Below are 15119 nucleotides of genomic sequence, written 5' to 3' on the forward strand. Positions count from 1 at the left end.
GCACCGCCAAGCCGTACCCTTGGGTTTTGTGTTCCGAAGCCGTTCGAAGGATGAGCAGGCCGCGACCACCAAGGTGACCGCGTCCCAGCCCCAGCAGCCCCGTGACCCGCAGGCCCCGAAGGGCCGCCCGACGCCGAAGCGCAGTCAGGCGCAGTCGCAGCGCCGCACGCGCGCGCAGACGCCGGCCAACCGCAAGGAGGCGGCGAAGGCGTCGCGTGAGGCGCGTCGCGCCGACATGGCGCGGCAGCGCGAGGCGCTGGCCAACGGTGACGAGCGGTTCCTGCCGGTGCGCGACAAGGGCCCGGTGCGCCGCTTCGCCCGGGACTTCGTCGACTCGCGCTGGTGCGTGGCGGAGTTCTTCCTGCCGATGGCCGTGATCATCCTGGTGCTGACGATGCTGCGCCAGCCGCAGATCCAGAACATCGCGCTGCTGCTGTGGCTGTTCATCATCGTGCTGATCGTGGTCGACTCCTTCGTGCTGTGGTTCGCCCTGAACCGGCGCCTCAAGCAGCGCTTCCCGAACGAGAACCACAAGGGCGTCAAGCCGTACGCCCTGATGCGTACGCTCCAGATGCGCCGGCTGCGCCTGCCGAAGCCGCAGGTCAAGCGCGGAGAGCGGCCCTGAGCGCGACCCCCGCGGGCTTTGCCGGGGGCGCCGGGCAGTGGCTCGGCAACCTCGGCGGACTGCGCAACACGGTGCGCCAGGAGCTGGTGGCCCGCCAGCTGGAGGAGCAGATCTCCGCGCGCTTCCCGGTCGGGCAGCGGCTGCGGGTCCTCGACGTGGGCACCGGCCAGGGCACCCAGGCACTGCGCCTGGCCCGCGCCGGCCACAAGGTCACCGGCCTGGAGTCCGACCCGGCGATGCTGGCGGCGGCCCGCGCGGCGCTGGCGGAGGAGCCGGCCGGCATCCAGGACCGGGTGGAGCTGATAGAGGGCGACGGCCGGGACACCGGCGTGCACTTCCCGCCCGGCGCCTTCGACGTGGTGCTGTGCCACGGCGTGCTGATGTACGTGCCGGAGCCGGACCCGATGCTGGCCGGGCTGGCGCGCGTACTAGCCCCCGGCGGGCTGCTGTCGCTGCTGGTGCGCAACGCCGACGCGCTGGCGCTGCGGCCCGGCCTGTCGGGCGACTGGGACACCGCCCTGGCGGCCTTCGACTCCCCCGACTACACCAACCGCATCGGCTTGAAGGTGCGGGCCGACCGCCTGGCGGCGCTGACCGCGACGCTGGACGGGATCGGCGCGCCGCTGGCGACCTGGTACGGCGTGCGGGTCTTCACCGACATCGCGGCGGACGACGTGCCGCCCCCGGCCGCCGGCGAGCTGGAACGGCTGCTCGCCGCCGAGGACCGGGCCGGGCGCACCGACCCGTACCGCGCGGTCGCGGCACTGCTGCACCTGTGCGGCGTGCGGGGCGGTCCCGGCGGCGAGGCGCGCCAGGGCGGGTGATTCAGCGGCGGCGCCGGGGCTCGACGGTGACGACGTCGTAGCCCGGGTCTTCCGGTTCCTGGCCGCCGTAGCCGCCGTAGCCGCCGTAGGCACTGTAGGACGACTCGCCGCCGTACGACTGGCCGCCATAGACCTGGCCGCCGTACGACTGGCCGCCGGGCCCGACGGTGACGACGTTCGCGCCGCCGTACGACTGGCCGCCGTAGCCGCCGTACGCCTCGCCCCCGTACGCCTCGCCCCCGTACGCTTCGCCCCCGTACGACTGGCCGCCGGGCCCGACCGTGACGATCTCCGGACCGGCCTGGCCCGCGGCTGCGGGGGCCGCGTACTGCTCGGCCCCGGGACCGTAGTAGGCGCCGCTGGTCCACTGCGGGCCGTACATGTCCATGAAACGGCTCTCGCTGCTGGCCGCCCGGCGGCCGCCGTTGCACTCGTGGCACAGGACGCGGAGGTTTCTGATCTGGCTCCCCGCCGCATTGGCGTCGGCCAAGCTGATCGCCTCGGCATCGCGGTAGATGTTCTCCCCCAGCGGCACGGTCCACTTCATGGGGTCCACCGAGCGGTGCACGTTGGCGATGATGCCTTCCACGTGATCGATCTCGTACCAGTTGTGCTCCTTGATGCTGCGCGCTGCCGCCTTACTGAGGACCTTCTTCCGGCACAGACAGCACTCGTAGCGGTACGTGCCGGTCCGCGAACTCAGCTTGCTGGGCGCCGTCGCCAGTACCGCGGCCACGACGCCCTCCTCCCACTTGAGCCGCTTGCGGGTGCCGTCCCAGAGTTTCTCGCCCCTCGGTCCGCGGCGCGGCGGGGGGAGCCGGTTGGCCGCTTGCAGGGGATCCACTTGGCGGGTGCTGCCGGCAGCACCCGCGCGGGTGCGTGAGTGGGTGCGCGGCTCGTTCTCGGCCTCGATCCGCTCTCTCTCGCGCTGGGCGTGCGAACGGCCGGAGCGCCGGAACATGCGCTGGACGGGCACGTCGGCGCCCGGAGCGGCCGCGGGCGCCGTGACAGCGGGGAGCAGCCGCTGTATGTCGGCCGTCGGCGCACTGGCGTTCTCCATGGCGGCGGCCTGCATCTCCTCCGGCGAGTGCGGGTCCGAGATGCTCATCCCGTTGGCCTGTTCGACGCCCGATACGGGCCCTGCCACCTGCTGGATGGTGTGCGCCACCTCGTGCAGCACCTTCCTCCGCGTCATGGCGCCGTCGAAGACCATGTGGTTGCCGTGCGTGTACGCCTCGGCTCCGATGTCCCGTGCGGACTGCCGGGCCTGCGCGTCGGTGTGCGTGACCAGGTGGGAGAGGTCCACGCCGTAGACCGATTCCGCCTCCTTGCGCAGCGGGCCGTCGAAGCGCCGGCCGGCCGAGTTGAGGACGTTCGCGACGGTCGAACGCTGGATGTGCGGTGCGTGGCCGCACCCGTCTCCGCACCCCGCGTGCTGGTCCTGGTCCTGGGCGAGCCGCTGCACGACGGCGGCATTGCCCGCGGTCTGCTGGAGTCGCGCGACCTGCGCGGCCGTCAGCGGCCCCGTCGCCGCGACGGCCCGCCGGACGGCCGGAACGTTCCGCGCGGCTCCCGCCGGTCGTACGGGCCGGCCGGGAGCATCGCGCTGGTTCCGCTCTCGCTCTGCGTGCATACGTCCGTCCACTCCGTCGCTGCCCAAGGGGCGTCCTGCGTCGATCGCCTCGGCCCTCTGTCTACGACAGGGAGGAGTCGCGCGTGAAGAGCCTTAAGGGCAGTCCTGCCGCCCTTGCGTGCCAGAGGGATTGGGGCAGGAGACAGGACGATCGAAGAGGACACGGAAAGTCCGGGTAAAGGTAAGGTAATCGCCGCTTTCCCGCGTCCTGTCCTACGTGACCACCGAACCCGCCCCCGAAGGGCCACCGCCCCCCAGACTGCCCGTCCGCAGAACCTGGCAGGTGCTGTACGGCCACATCCGGCCGCACCGCCCGGCCATCGCCCTGGGCGGCTTCCTGACCCTGGTCGGCACGGCCACCGGCCTCGCCCAGCCGATGGCCGCGAAGGTGCTGGTCGAGCGGCTGGGCGGGGGCGGGTCCATCACGGCGCTGCTGGTGCTGCTGACCGTCCTGGTGGTGGCGGGCACGGCCGTCGAGGCGTTCGGCGCGTACGTACTGGAGCGCACGGCGGAGTCCGTCGTCCTGGCCGCGCGGCGCCAACTCGTCGCGCGGCTGCTGCGGTTGCGGATGCCCGAGGTCGACCGCAGCCGGCCGGGCGACCTGATGTCGCGGGTCACCTCGGACACCACGCTGCTGCGCGCGATCACCACCCAGTCGCTGGTCTCGGCCGCGACCGGCAGCGTCACCCTGATCGGCTCGGTCGTGCTGATGGCGCTGCTGGACCCGGTGCTGCTCGGCGTCACGGTCGGCGTGATCGTGCTGATCGGCAGCTCGCTGGCGCTGGTGATGCCGCAGATCTCGAAGGCGACGAAGCGGGCGCAGGAGGCGGTGGGGGCGATATCCACCGCGCTGGAGCGGACGTTCGGTGCGTTCCGTACGGTCAAGGCGTCGGGCGCGGAGCCGCGGGAGGCCGCGGCCATCGAGGCGGCGGCGCGCGAGGCGTGGCGCGGCGGCCTGCGGGCCGCGAAGTGGCAGTCGGTCGCGATGACCTCGGTGGGGCTGGCGGTCCAGCTGTCGTTCCTGGCCGTGCTGGGCGTCGGCGGCGCGCGGGTGGCCTCGGGGGCCAGTGACATCGCCACCCTGGTCGCGTTTCTGCTCTACCTCTTCTACCTCATCGACCCGATATCCCGGCTGGTGGAGGCGGCGTCCTCCTATCAGGTGGGGTCGGCGGCGGTCGCCCGGATGGCGGAGGCCGAGGCGCTGGAGACGGAGCCGGCGCCGGAGTCGCAGCCGGCGGGGACCGTGCGCGACTCCTCCGCGGCCCCCGCGAGTGTCGCCTTCGAGAAGGTGACCTTCCGTTACCGCCCCGAGCTGCCGCCGGTCCACCACGGCGTGGACTTCGCGGTGCCCGGCGGCGGCATGACCGCGTTCGTCGGCCCGTCGGGCGCGGGCAAGACCACCGTCTTCGGGCTGCTGGAACGGTTCTACGAGGCGGACGGCGGCCGGGTGCTGGTCGACGGCACGGACGTACGGGACTGGCCGCTGGACCGGCTGCGGTCGATGATCGGCTACGTCGAGCAGGACGCCCCCGTGCTGGCCGGCACCCTGCGCGAGAATTTGCTGTTCGCGGCGCCGGACGCCACCGGCGAACAGCTCGAACGGGTGCTCGCACGGACCCGGCTGGACGGCCTGGTCGCGCGGCTGCCGGACGGCCTGGACACGCCGGTGGGGCACCGCGGGAGCAAGCTGTCGGGCGGGGAGCGGCAAAGGGTGGCGATCGCGCGGGCGCTGCTGCGCGAACCGCGGCTGCTGCTCCTGGACGAGGCGACCTCGCAGCTGGACGCGGTCAACGAGATGGCGCTGCGGGAGACCGTCGCGGAGGCCGCCCGTACGACCACGGTCCTGGTGGTGGCGCACCGGCTGTCCACGGTCACGCTCGCGGACCGGATCGTGGTGATGGAGGCGGGGCGGGTGCGCGCTGTGGGTACGCACGAGGAGCTGGTGGCGGCCGATCCGCTGTACGGGGAGCTGGCGGCCACGCAGTTTCTCGCCACGGCGCCGGATATCCGGGCGGACCGGACGCCCTGACGGGACACTCCAGACATGACGCCTTCACTGACCTCCCGTCACGGGGCGGTGACCGCCGCGGCGGCCGCCCTGTGCGCGACCGCTCTTCTGGCCGGCTGCTCCGGTTCCGGCACCGAGTCCGCCGCGGACGCCACGTCGTCGGCATCCAAGGCCGCCACCTCCCCCGCCAAGGCGGCGGCCCCCAGCGTCAGCGTCGACCTGCAGAACGCCTACCAGAAGGTGGTCAAGGACGTCCTTCCGTCGGTCGTCCAGATCACCACCGGGGAGGGGCTGGGCTCCGGGGTGGTGTACGACGCGCGCGGCCACGTCGTCACCAACGCCCACGTCGTCGGCCAGGAGAAGAAGTTCAAGGTCACCACGGCGCGCGGCAGCCGTTCCCTGAACGCGACGCTGGTCGCCTCCTACCCGGAGCAGGACCTCGCCGTCATCAAGATCGACGACGCGCCGAAGGACCTGAAACCCGCGACCCTGGGCGACTCCGCCAAGGTCGAGATCGGGCAGATCGTGCTCGCCATGGGCAGCCCGCTGGGCCTGTCCGGCAGCGTCACGCAGGGCATCGTCTCGGCGACCGGGCGCACCGTCAGCGAGCCCAGCAGCGGCGGCGGCACGGGCGCGACCCTCTCGAACATGGTGCAGACCTCCGCCGCCATCAACCCGGGCAACAGCGGCGGCGCGCTGGTCAACCTCTCCGACCAGGTCATCGGCATCCCGACGCTGGCCGCCACCGACCCGCAGATGGGCGAGGGCGCGGCGCCCGGCATCGGCTTCGCCATCCCCGCCTCCACGGTCCGCAACATCGCCGACCAGATCATCAAGAACGGCAAGGTCACCAACTCGGGCCGGGCGGCGCTCGGCATCACGGGGCGCACCATCGTCGGCGAGGACTTCGAGGGGGCCGGCGTCAGCGTCGTGAGCGTCAAGGACGGCGGCCCGGCGGACAAGGCGGGCATCGAGGCCGGCGACATCATCGTGAAGTTCGACGGGACGGCCGTCAGCACGATGCAGGCCCTGTCGGAGGCGCTGGCGGGCAAGAAGCCCGGCGACAAGGCCGACGTCACCGTCGACCGGGACGGCTCGCAGAAGACGGTGCAGGTGACGCTGGGGACGATCTAGCGGAAGCCGGGAGGTGCCCGCCGGGCCGCGGCGCGGCGGGCACCGGTGCCGTGCCGCTCAGCCCGCGTCGGCGTGCAGGCTCATCGCGTAGATCTCGGAGCCGTCCTCGAAGAGCGTCACCCGGTCGGCGCCTCCCTCAAGAAGGTCCTTCCACACCTCGCCGATCCAGGACTCCGCGTCCCCCTGCGTCGAGAATTCCTCCGGCTCGACCGAGGGGCTCGTCTCCGAACCGTCGGCCTTCTCGAACCGCCACGTCCACACCATGTCCGCCTCCTGGGTCCCACCGAGTGCCTGCTCGTGCCGTAGCGCCGCGCACCGGAGCCCGGTGCCGTGCTGCTCCTGTCCTGCGCCGGTGCTCCGTACGGACGCCGTACGTGCGGCGTATTCCCCGCGAACGCGCGGCGTACGTCCCGCGTACGTGCTGTTCCGCAGCCTAACGGCCGTGTCGAGACCGGCCCCCGCGCGCTGCGGCCGTCCGGCTGGGAGAAAATCGACGGGTGGAACTGACTCTCCTCGGCACCGGAGCCCCCCAGGGGCTGCCGCGCCCCGGCTGCCCCTGTGCCGCCTGCGCCACCGCCGTCGGTGGCGAGGCGCGGGCGGCGACCGCGCTGCTCGTCGACGGGGCACTGCTCCTGGACCTGACCCCGGGGCCGGCCTTCGCGGCGGCCCGCGCCGGGCACTCGCTCACCGCCGTACGGCAGGTGCTGCTCTCGCACCCCCACGACGGGCCCGCGATGGAGGTGCCGGCCGGGCTGCCGCAGCCGGGGCGGGTGGCGGACGGCCGGGAGCTGGCGCTGCTGGACGGGCACCGGGTGCGGGCGGTCGCCGTGGACGTGCCGGGCACCGGGTACGAGGTCGGCGGCGCCGAGGGCGAACGGCTGCTGTACCTGCCGCCCGGCGCCGCGCCGGCCGGTCTCGGCGAGGCCGAGGGGCACGGCAGGGGCGGCGGCCCGTACGACATGGTGCTGCTGGACGTCCTGGGGCGGCCGGACGCGCTGGCGCGGCTGCGGGCGAGCGGCGCCGTGGACGCGGCGACCGACGTACTGGGCGTCCACCTGGACCACCACGTGCCGCCAGGCCCCGAGCTGCACCGGCGGCTGGCGGCGGCGGGCGCGCGTACCGTCCCGGACGGCACGTCGCTGGTGGTCGGCGAGTACCACGCGGTGCCCGACCTGCCGCGCCGCACGCTGATCCTGGGCGGCGCGCGCAGCGGCAAGTCCGCGGAGGCGGAACGCCGGCTGGCCGCCTTTCCCGACGTCCTGTACGTGGCCACGGGCGGCACCCGCGACGGCGACGCCGAGTGGGCCGCGCGGGTCTCGCTCCACCGCGAGCGCCGCCCGGCCTCCTGGCGTACGACCGAGACCTGCGACCTGCTGCCGCTCCTGGAGGGCGGTGCCCGCACGGAGGACCGGCCTTCCGGTGACGGCTCCCCGCTCCTCGTCGACTGCCTCGCGCTGTGGCTCACGCACGCCATGGACGAGGTCGGCGCGTGGGACGACGGGAAGTGGGCGGCGAGCGGCGAGCGGGAGCTGCGCGCGCGGGTGGACGAGCTGGTCGCGGCGGTGCGCGACACCCGGCGCCCGGTGGTCGCGGTGAGCAACGAGGTCGGCTCGGGGGTGGTGCCGGCGACCGCGTCCGGCCGCCGTTTCCGCGACGAACTGGGGCGGCTGAACGCCGCGTTCGGAGCCGAGTGCGAGCACGTCCTGCTGGTCGTCGCCGGTCAGGCGCTTGCGCTGCGCGGATGACGCGCGCCGGCCGGCGCCCGTGTCCTCTTGCCCACGCCGCCGGGGCCGGGTGGGCTGGGCCCCGTGACCGATACGGACGGCCCGGCGACCGGTAGCGCCGACTGCTTCGACCTCGCCGTGCGCGCGTACCTGCGGCGGCATCCGCTGGCGACGGTCGTCGCGCTCGGCGAGGGGCTGGGGACCGGGTTCTGGCGGCTGGACAACGGGAGCCTGGAGTGGCTGACGGTGGAGCTGCCGGAGGCCGCCGCGATGCGCCGGATACTGATGCCGGACGGGCCCCGGCGGCGGACGATCGCCTGTCCTGCGGCCGGCACCGACTGGCCGTCGGCCGTCCGCGCGCCGGAGCACGGCGTCGTGGTGGTCGCGCGGGGCCTGCTGATGTTCCTCCCGCCGCCCGGGGTACGGGCCCTGCTCGCGGTGTGCGCGGAACGCTTCCCCGGCGGCGCGCTGGTCTTCGACACGGTGCCCCGCCGGTGCGCGGGCCGGGCCGGGCCCCGTGGCGGCGCCGCCACGGAACGGGACGCGCCGCCGCTGCTCTGGGGCATGGACGCCGCCGACCGGCCGAAGCTGGCGAGCGCCCACCCGAACATCGTCGCGGTCCGTGAGGTGCCGCCGCCGGACCGCGGGCCGCTCGCCGGCCGCCTGGCGCGGTGGCGCGGCCGCGTACCGCTGCTGCGCTCCGCCGCCCCCGCGGTCACCGAGATCCGCTTCGGCCGCCCCGGGAGCGCCCCGGCCGACCCGGAGCGGGCCGCCGGGCGCCGTTCCCGGTAATCTGCGCCGAATGAGCGCCCTGAACCTCGATGACTTCGCCCACCTGATCGAGCGCCCCGACGGCGGTGTGCGCCGCGACGCCGAGGAGCGCCGGGCGCGGCTGGCGGTGCCGCCGGGGGCGCTGGGCCGGCTGGACGAGCTGGGCGAGTGGCTGGCCGCCGCACAGCAGCAGGTGCCGGTGCGGCCCATCGAGCGGGCACGCGCCGTGCTGTTCGCGGGCGACCACGGCGTGGCGTCGCTGGACGTCTCGGGCCGCCCGGCCGGGAGCACGAAGAACCTCGTGAAGGCCGTACTGGACGGTACGAGCCCCGCCGCGATCCTGGCGCGCCGGGCCGGGGCCCAGGTGCGGGTCGTGGACATGGCGGTGGACTGCGACCCGGCGGAGCTGCCGGAGGCGGTCACCCGGCACCGGGTGCGCCGCGGCTCGGGCCGGATCGACATCGAGGACGCACTGACGCCCGAGGAGACGGAGCGCGCCTTCCGGGCGGGCATGGCGGTCGCCGACGAGGAGGCGGACGCCGGTACGGACCTGGTCGCGCTCGGCGACCTGAGCGTGGGCGGCACCACCCCGGCGAGCGCGCTGATCGCCGCGCTGTGCGGCACCGACGCCTCGGTCGTCACCGGGCGCGGCGGGGCCGGCATCGACGACCTGGCCTGGATGCGCAAGTGCGCGGCGATCCGTGACGCGCTGCGCCGGGCCCGGCCGGTCCTCGGCGACCAGCTGGAGCTGCTGGCCGCCACCGGCGGCGCCGACCTGGCCGCGATCACCGGGTTCTTGCTACAGAGCGCGGTCCGGCGCACGCCGGTGATCCTGGACGGGGTGGTCTCGGCGGCCTGCGCGCTGGTGGCCCAGCGGGTGGCGTTCCGGGCGCCGGACTGGTGGCTGGCCGGGCAGGTCAGCGGCGAGCCGGCGCAGGCCAAGGCACTCGACCGGATCGCACTCAACCCTTTGCTCGATCACGGCGTCACTGCTGGTGAGGGGACAGGGTCACTGCTCGCCCTGCCACTGGTGCAGGCGGCCGCGGCCCTGTCGGCAGAACTGCCCGTACGCGACTGAGCGGTGCGGGCCGGCCACGGCCGGCCCGCACCCGAACAGGCCGGATTCACGCGAATCCGGGCATCGGCGGCGCCCCCATATGATCCAGCTTCATGGGAGAAGTCCGTTTGAGCCCGGATGAGGACCGCACCCGCGGTCGGTGGTCACAGCGCGGCGCCGCGTTCGCCGTGTGGTACCTGCGTGCCGTCACCTTCATCAACTTTCTCAGCGCCGTGTGGGCGTCGTTCGGCCAGGACATCCGCCGCCACAACGTCGCCGAGTTCTTCACCCCGTACCTGCTCACCGCGGGCTTCGCGGCCGGCGTCTGCTCGCTGTTCCTCGCGGTCACCATGCGGCGCCGCAAACGTGCCGCATGGATACTCAACCTCGTACTGTCCGGGCTCTTCCTGGTGCTGTTCGCCCTGGCGATGGTGGCCGTGCCGGAGTTCCGCCGGCACGGGCAGAACTGGTTCTCCTTCGCCGTGACCCTGCTGTTCGTCGTGTCCCTGGTCGTGGGCCGCACGGAGTTCTACGCCAAGGGCGACCGCGCCAACCCCAAGCTGGCCGCGGCCGTCGCGCTCGGCGGCCTGCTGGTCACCTCGCTGCTCGCGGCGCTCTTCGTGACCCTCGCCAACACCGCGCGGGACGGCCACCACGCCACCTTCGCCGACCGCTGGCGCTACGGCGTGATGCGGCTGGTCTCCATCGCCGCCGACGAGGAGCGCTTCCCCGGCATCGCCACGCCGAACTGGGTCAACGTCGTCATCAACATCATGAGCACGGTCCTGCTGCTGCTCGTGCTGTGGGCCGCCTTCCGCTCCGTACGCAGCACCGACCCGATCACCCCCGAGGACGAGGAGCGGCTGCGCGGCCTCCTGGCCCGCCAGGGCGACCGGGACTCCCTGGGCTACTTCGCGCTGCGCCGCGACAAGAGCGTCATCTGGTCCCCCTCCGGCAAGGCCGCCGTCACCTACCGCGTCGTCGGCGGGGTCTCGCTGGCCTCCGCCGACCCGATCGGCGACCCCGAGGCGTGGCCGGGCGCCATCGACCTGTGGCTCGCCGAGGCCCGCGCGCACGGCTGGACGCCGGCCGTGATGGGCGCGAGCGAGGAAGGCGGCACGATCTACGCGCGGCACGGCCTGGACGCGCTGGAACTGGGCGACGAGGCCATCGTGGACACCGAGGAATTCACGCTGGACGGCCGGGCCATGCGCACCGTCCGGCAGGCGTACAACCGCGTCAAGCGGGCCGGCTACACCGTCCGCATCCGCCGCCACGAGGACATTCCCGAGGCGGAGATGGACCGGCTGCTGAAGCTGGCCGACGACTGGCGCGACGGCGAGACCGAGCGCGGCTTCTCGATGGCCCTCGGCCGGCTCGGCGACCCCGGCGACGGGCGCTGCGTGATGCTCGAATGCGCCGACGCGGACGGCGAGCTGCGCGCGCTCCTGAGCTTCGTGCCGTGGGGCACCAAGGGGCTGTCGCTGGACCTGATGCGCCGCGACCGCGACTCCGAGAACGGCCTGATGGAGTTCATGGTCCTGGAGCTGATCCAGCGGGCGAAGGAGGTGGAGATCACGCAGGTCTCGCTGAACTTCGCGATGTTCCGCTCCGTCTTCGAGCGCGGCGCGCGGCTCGGCGCGGGCCCGGTGCTGCGCCTGTGGCGCTCGCTGCTCAGCTTCTTCTCCCGGTGGTGGCAGATCGAATCGCTCTATCGCGCCAACGCGAAATACCGGCCCATCTGGGAGCCCCGGTACATGCTCTTCGAAAAGAGCACCGACCTGCTGCGCATCGGTCTCGCCGCCGCCCGCGCCGAAGGCTTCCTGGAAGCCCCCGGCCTGCCGAAGTGGCTCAACCGCAAACACCTGGAGACGAAGAGATGAGCGAGCCGGCCCTGCGCCGCGCCGTGCGTGCCGAGTGGGGCCTGCTGGTCAGGACCGTATGGTCCGGCCTGCGCACGAAAAAGCTGCTGGCGATCCCCATGACGATCACCGCCATCCTGCTCACCTCCCTCTTCCAGGTCGTCCAGAACCAGTCCTGGGGCTACCGGTTCATCCAGAACATCGGCTCCGTCCAGGCCGACGAGCACCTGTGGCTGGCGCTGCTGCGCACCCCGCTGTCGCTGTTCGTGCCCGCGCTGGACCTGCCGGTGTGGGGCGCGCTGGCGCAGCTCCTGCTCGTCTTCGGCATCTGCGAGATCTGCCTGGGCCGGGCCCGGACGCTGGTCATCGCGTACGCGGCCACGCTCGCCGGGACGATGTACGCGCGGATCGGCATCTGGCTCGGACCCGACAACCCCATCGGCCTCCCGCCGACCGATGCCTTCGTCCACGACACCGGCCCCTCGGCGGCCGTGGTCGGCCTCGGCATCTTCGTGTGCTGGGTCTACCGGGCCTGGTTCACCTGCGCACTGGTGGTGCTGGCGATGGTCTACGAGGTCGTGTTCATCAAGAACAACCTGGCGGGCCGGGAGCACATCGCCGCCGTCGTCGCGGTGCTGGCGCTGTGCGGGGTGTGGGAGGTGCTGCACCGGCGCAAGCCGCCGGGCGAGCAGCGGGTCAGGGCCGGCGTCTAGCACGTACCGGTCACCGGAATGGCGGCTGTCGGGAGGGCAAGCGGCGTCCGCGGTGAGTTGATGGGCGAGGGACTGCTGTCCCTCGACGTCACGTACTCGGGGAACCACCCGAAAGGAACCGCGATGCTCAAGCGTCTCGCTGCCGCCCTAGGCTGTCTCTCCCTCGCCCTCGGCGGCGCCATGGCCATAGCCCCGACCGCCCAGGCCACCCCGCAGGCTTGCTACTACTACGTGCTGGAACAGCACCCCGGCGCCAACGAAGAGGTCGCCGAACGGGCCTGCCGCATCGGAGGCAAGGGCGGTACGGAGCACTTCCGTGCCTGTTACGCCGAACTGCGGAGGGACTACGTCCCCGCGCTGGTGGCCGGCGAAGCCTGCCGCCGCGCGGCCCGGGCCTGACGGCGAACGCGCGCCCACTGAGACCCGGAACGGCACGACCGGGCTCAGTGGGTCGGCGCCCCGCCGATGACGTGGTTCACCCGGCGGCGCAGCCCGTTCCAGCGCCGGTCGTGCCGGAAGGCGCGTACCTTCGCCTTGGCGCGGGCCTTGGGGCGCCGCCGGTAGAACCGTTTCGCCCACGGAGAGTTGGGCCGGGCCAGCCGGACGGCCCCGAACAGCGCGACGAACGGCACGAACACCCCGATCACCGCCAGCCTGCCCTTGCCCTTGAAGAGCGCCACCAGCGCGAACAGGAAGTTGATCCCCACGGTCCGCACCACCTGGAACCGGTTGTGGAACTCGTCGGGGTCCAGCTCGTTCACCCCGAACGGCAGGGCGCCGCCGAGGATCAGCGCCACCAGCGCGGCCGTGACGATCACGATCTCCACGCTCTTGGTGCCCTGCTCGCTCCAGTACACGTCGTCCAGGTGCAGGATCAGCGCGAACTCGTCCAGCACCAGCCCGACGCCCATCCCGAACAGGACCGCCGCTATCCCGGCCCCGTACCCGTGGCGGCCGCCGGCGATGGCGGTGAACCCGCCGATCACCATGAGCACCACCCCCGGCACGACGTGGTGGATGTGCAGCCCGCCCGGCGAGATGTTGCGGAAGGGGCCCTTGCCCGCCCGGATCAGCCGGGTGATCATCCGGGTCACGGCGAAGGTCGCCACGAAGGAGACGAGTGCGAGCAGCAGGGGGAACTTCCCCGGCTCGATGATGTTGCGGAACCACCAGTGACCCATGCCACGTACTCCCCATTTGTCGCGTATAGGGGCAATTTAGCGCCGTACGGTCCGGGACGGCCGGGTTAGCCTGCCGCGATGAACGACGCCGCCGCCCCCTCAGGACCCTCGCCTTCCCCCACCCTCGGGGACGCCATGCGCTTCGCCTTCGGCACCCTCACCGTGCTGCCGGTACGGCTCCGCCGCTGGGACCGGCCGGCGGCCCGCGGCGGCATGCTGTGCGCGCCCGTGGCGGGCCTGGTCGTCGGCCTGGCGGCAGCAGCCCTCGGCACCCTGCTGCTCCTCCTGGGCAGCGGCCCCCTGCTCGCCGCCGTCGGCACGGCCGCCGTCCCCGCCGCCCTCACCCGCGGCCTGCACCTGGACGGCCTCGCCGACACCGCCGACGGCCTGGGCAGCGGCAAACCCGCCGCGGACGCGCTGCGCATCATGAAGCAGTCCGACATCGGCCCGTTCGGCGTCATCACCCTGCTCTTCACCCTGCTCGCCCAGGTCGCGGCCCTCGCCCACCTGTACGAACAGGGCTGGGCCCACGGCGCGGCGGCCGCCGTCGTCGCGGCCGTCACGGCCCGCTGCGCCCTCACCCTCGCCGCCCGCGCCGGCGTCCCCCCGGCGCGCCCCGAAGGCTTGGGCGCCGCCGTGGCCGGCACGGTACCGCCGCGCGGGGCGGGCGCCGCCGCCCTCGCCGTCGTCGCCCTCGCCGCGGCCGCCGGCACCCACGCCGGCCCGCCCGGAGCCCTCCACGCGACCCTGGCCGCCCTCCTCGCCCTGGCCGCGGGCGAGGCGACCCTGCGCCGCTGCCGCCGCCGCTTCGGCGGCATCACCGGCGACGTCTTCGGCGCCATCGCGGAGCTGGCGGGGGCGGTGGCGATGGTGGTGCTGGCATTGGGGCCGCGGTAATCGCGGTGCGGCACGCGGCAGGCATCCCGCACACTTGCCCGGTGATCATTGCGCAGCCCGTCCTGGAGATCTACGGCTCCGACGACTTCACCCTCTGGCCCGTCGCCGAGACCGAGCCTTACGGCTTCCTGCCGCTCAGCGACCGGCTCGGACCCGCCGAGGTCGGCACAGCGGTGATGCGCATCGCCGACTGCAACAACGTCGAGACCGAGGACGACGGCCGCCCACCGCGGCCCGCCGACCCGCTCGGCGGCTTCCTGCACGGGCTGCTCACCATGGACAACCTCTTCGCGCCCGGCGGCCTGCGGATCACCGATACCGCGACCGGCACGACGCTGCTGCCGGGCTGCTGCAACGGGTTGGAGGAGTGGCGCGACTGGTTCGACGTCGTCGACAGCAGAGGCTGGGCCTCTTTCGGTCACGACCCCGCTCCGCTCGCCGAACGGCACGGTGACATCGTCCGATTGACCGTCGACGCCGAGCAGGAAAACAGCCCGGTGATCGAGCTGCCCGTCGGCGACCTGCGCCGGCTGCTCGCCGGAGCGGAGCGCGACCTGACCGGCTTCCTCAGGCCGGCCGCCGCCTGGGCCGCCCGGCACCTGCCCGACCACGCCGGCCCCGTCACCTCCGCCCTCGGCCGCGCCCTGGACCTGCCCGCCCCGGCGGCACCGCCGGCGGCCGGTCAGTGAT

General features: G+C 73.5%; 15 protein-coding genes. 12 read left to right on the forward strand and 3 right to left on the reverse strand.

The genetic code is table 11. The features are described from left to right. The first annotated feature begins 28 nt into the window (after positions 1-28). Together ACH4OW_RS00570 and ACH4OW_RS00575 are read left to right on the forward strand one after the other, a co-directional pair. The gene (locus ACH4OW_RS00570; RefSeq protein ID WP_360138883.1) at positions 29-625 is read left to right on the forward strand and encodes a DUF3043 domain-containing protein; all 597 of its coding nucleotides are present in this window, start codon (positions 29-31) and stop codon (positions 623-625) included. Between the two features lie 86 nt (positions 626-711). After that, positions 712-1449, forward strand: a complete 738-nt coding sequence (locus ACH4OW_RS00575; protein WP_360138886.1) for a methyltransferase domain-containing protein — start codon at positions 712-714, stop codon at positions 1447-1449. 1 nt (position 1450) lies between these two features. Here ACH4OW_RS00575 and ACH4OW_RS00580 read toward each other — a convergent pair whose 3' ends face one another. Beyond that, a complete protein-coding gene (locus tag ACH4OW_RS00580; protein ID WP_398023822.1) occupies positions 1451-3082 on the reverse strand; it encodes a DUF4157 domain-containing protein in 1632 nt (543 codons plus the stop codon). Between the two features lie 217 nt (positions 3083-3299). Between ACH4OW_RS00580 and ACH4OW_RS00585 the strand changes: the two genes are divergently transcribed. Together ACH4OW_RS00585 and ACH4OW_RS00590 are read left to right on the forward strand one after the other, a co-directional pair. Next, a complete protein-coding gene (locus tag ACH4OW_RS00585; protein WP_360138891.1) occupies positions 3300-5111 on the forward strand; it encodes an ABC transporter ATP-binding protein in 1812 nt (603 codons plus the stop codon). A gap of 15 nt (positions 5112-5126) precedes the next feature. Further along, positions 5127-6224 (forward strand): trypsin-like peptidase domain-containing protein, encoded by a 1098-nt coding sequence (locus ACH4OW_RS00590; RefSeq protein ID WP_360138894.1) that lies wholly within the window; start codon positions 5127-5129, stop codon positions 6222-6224. A gap of 57 nt (positions 6225-6281) precedes the next feature. Here ACH4OW_RS00590 and ACH4OW_RS00595 read toward each other — a convergent pair whose 3' ends face one another. Next, on the reverse strand, positions 6282-6488 hold the full coding sequence (locus tag ACH4OW_RS00595; RefSeq protein ID WP_360138897.1) for a hypothetical protein: 207 nt from the start codon (positions 6486-6488) through the stop codon (positions 6282-6284). A 233-nt stretch (positions 6489-6721) separates the two neighbouring features. On the opposite strand from ACH4OW_RS00595, the gene ACH4OW_RS00600 reads away from it, so the two are divergent. The 6 genes from ACH4OW_RS00600 (at position 6722) to ACH4OW_RS00625 (ending at position 12750) form a co-directional block, all read left to right on the forward strand. Next, positions 6722-7969 carry a bifunctional adenosylcobinamide kinase/adenosylcobinamide-phosphate guanylyltransferase gene (locus ACH4OW_RS00600; RefSeq protein ID WP_360138900.1) on the forward strand — a complete coding sequence of 416 codons (1248 nt, stop codon included), beginning with the start codon at positions 6722-6724 and terminating at the stop codon, positions 7967-7969. 63 nt (positions 7970-8032) lie between these two features. Beyond that, a complete protein-coding gene (locus tag ACH4OW_RS00605) occupies positions 8033-8740 on the forward strand; it encodes a class I SAM-dependent methyltransferase (RefSeq protein WP_398023825.1) in 708 nt (235 codons plus the stop codon). Between the two features lie 10 nt (positions 8741-8750). After that, entirely contained in the window at positions 8751-9797 is a 1047-nt protein-coding gene (cobT, locus tag ACH4OW_RS00610; protein WP_360138906.1) for a nicotinate-nucleotide--dimethylbenzimidazole phosphoribosyltransferase, read from the forward strand. Positions 9798-9889: 92 nt separating this feature from the next. Further along, positions 9890-11659: a phosphatidylglycerol lysyltransferase domain-containing protein gene (locus ACH4OW_RS00615; protein WP_398023828.1), complete on the forward strand. Its 1770-nt coding sequence runs from the start codon at positions 9890-9892 to the stop codon at positions 11657-11659. Beyond that, on the forward strand, positions 11656-12351 hold the full coding sequence (locus ACH4OW_RS00620; RefSeq protein WP_360138912.1) for a hypothetical protein: 696 nt from the start codon (positions 11656-11658) through the stop codon (positions 12349-12351). Before ACH4OW_RS00615 ends, ACH4OW_RS00620 begins: the two co-directional genes overlap by 4 nt. Positions 12352-12411: 60 nt before the next feature. After that, complete coding sequence (locus tag ACH4OW_RS00625; protein ID WP_398023830.1) at positions 12412-12750, forward strand: hypothetical protein; 339 nt, start codon at positions 12412-12414, stop codon at positions 12748-12750. A 44-nt stretch (positions 12751-12794) separates the two neighbouring features. Here the strand turns inward: ACH4OW_RS00625 and ACH4OW_RS00630 are convergent, their stop codons facing one another. Next, on the reverse strand, positions 12795-13532 hold the full coding sequence (locus ACH4OW_RS00630; RefSeq protein WP_360138915.1) for a hypothetical protein: 738 nt from the start codon (positions 13530-13532) through the stop codon (positions 12795-12797). Between the two features lie 78 nt (positions 13533-13610). On the opposite strand from ACH4OW_RS00630, the gene ACH4OW_RS00635 reads away from it, so the two are divergent. Continuing rightward, on the forward strand, positions 13611-14429 hold the full coding sequence (locus ACH4OW_RS00635; RefSeq protein ID WP_398023833.1) for an adenosylcobinamide-GDP ribazoletransferase: 819 nt from the start codon (positions 13611-13613) through the stop codon (positions 14427-14429). A 41-nt stretch (positions 14430-14470) separates the two neighbouring features. Further along, a complete protein-coding gene (locus ACH4OW_RS00640; RefSeq protein WP_398023834.1) occupies positions 14471-15118 on the forward strand; it encodes a hypothetical protein in 648 nt (215 codons plus the stop codon). Position 15119 lies beyond the last annotated feature (1 nt).

The sequence above is a fragment of the Streptomyces sp. NPDC017056 genome (genome assembly GCF_044332485.1).
Taxonomy (GTDB): Bacteria; Actinomycetota; Actinomycetes; order Streptomycetales; family Streptomycetaceae; genus Streptomyces.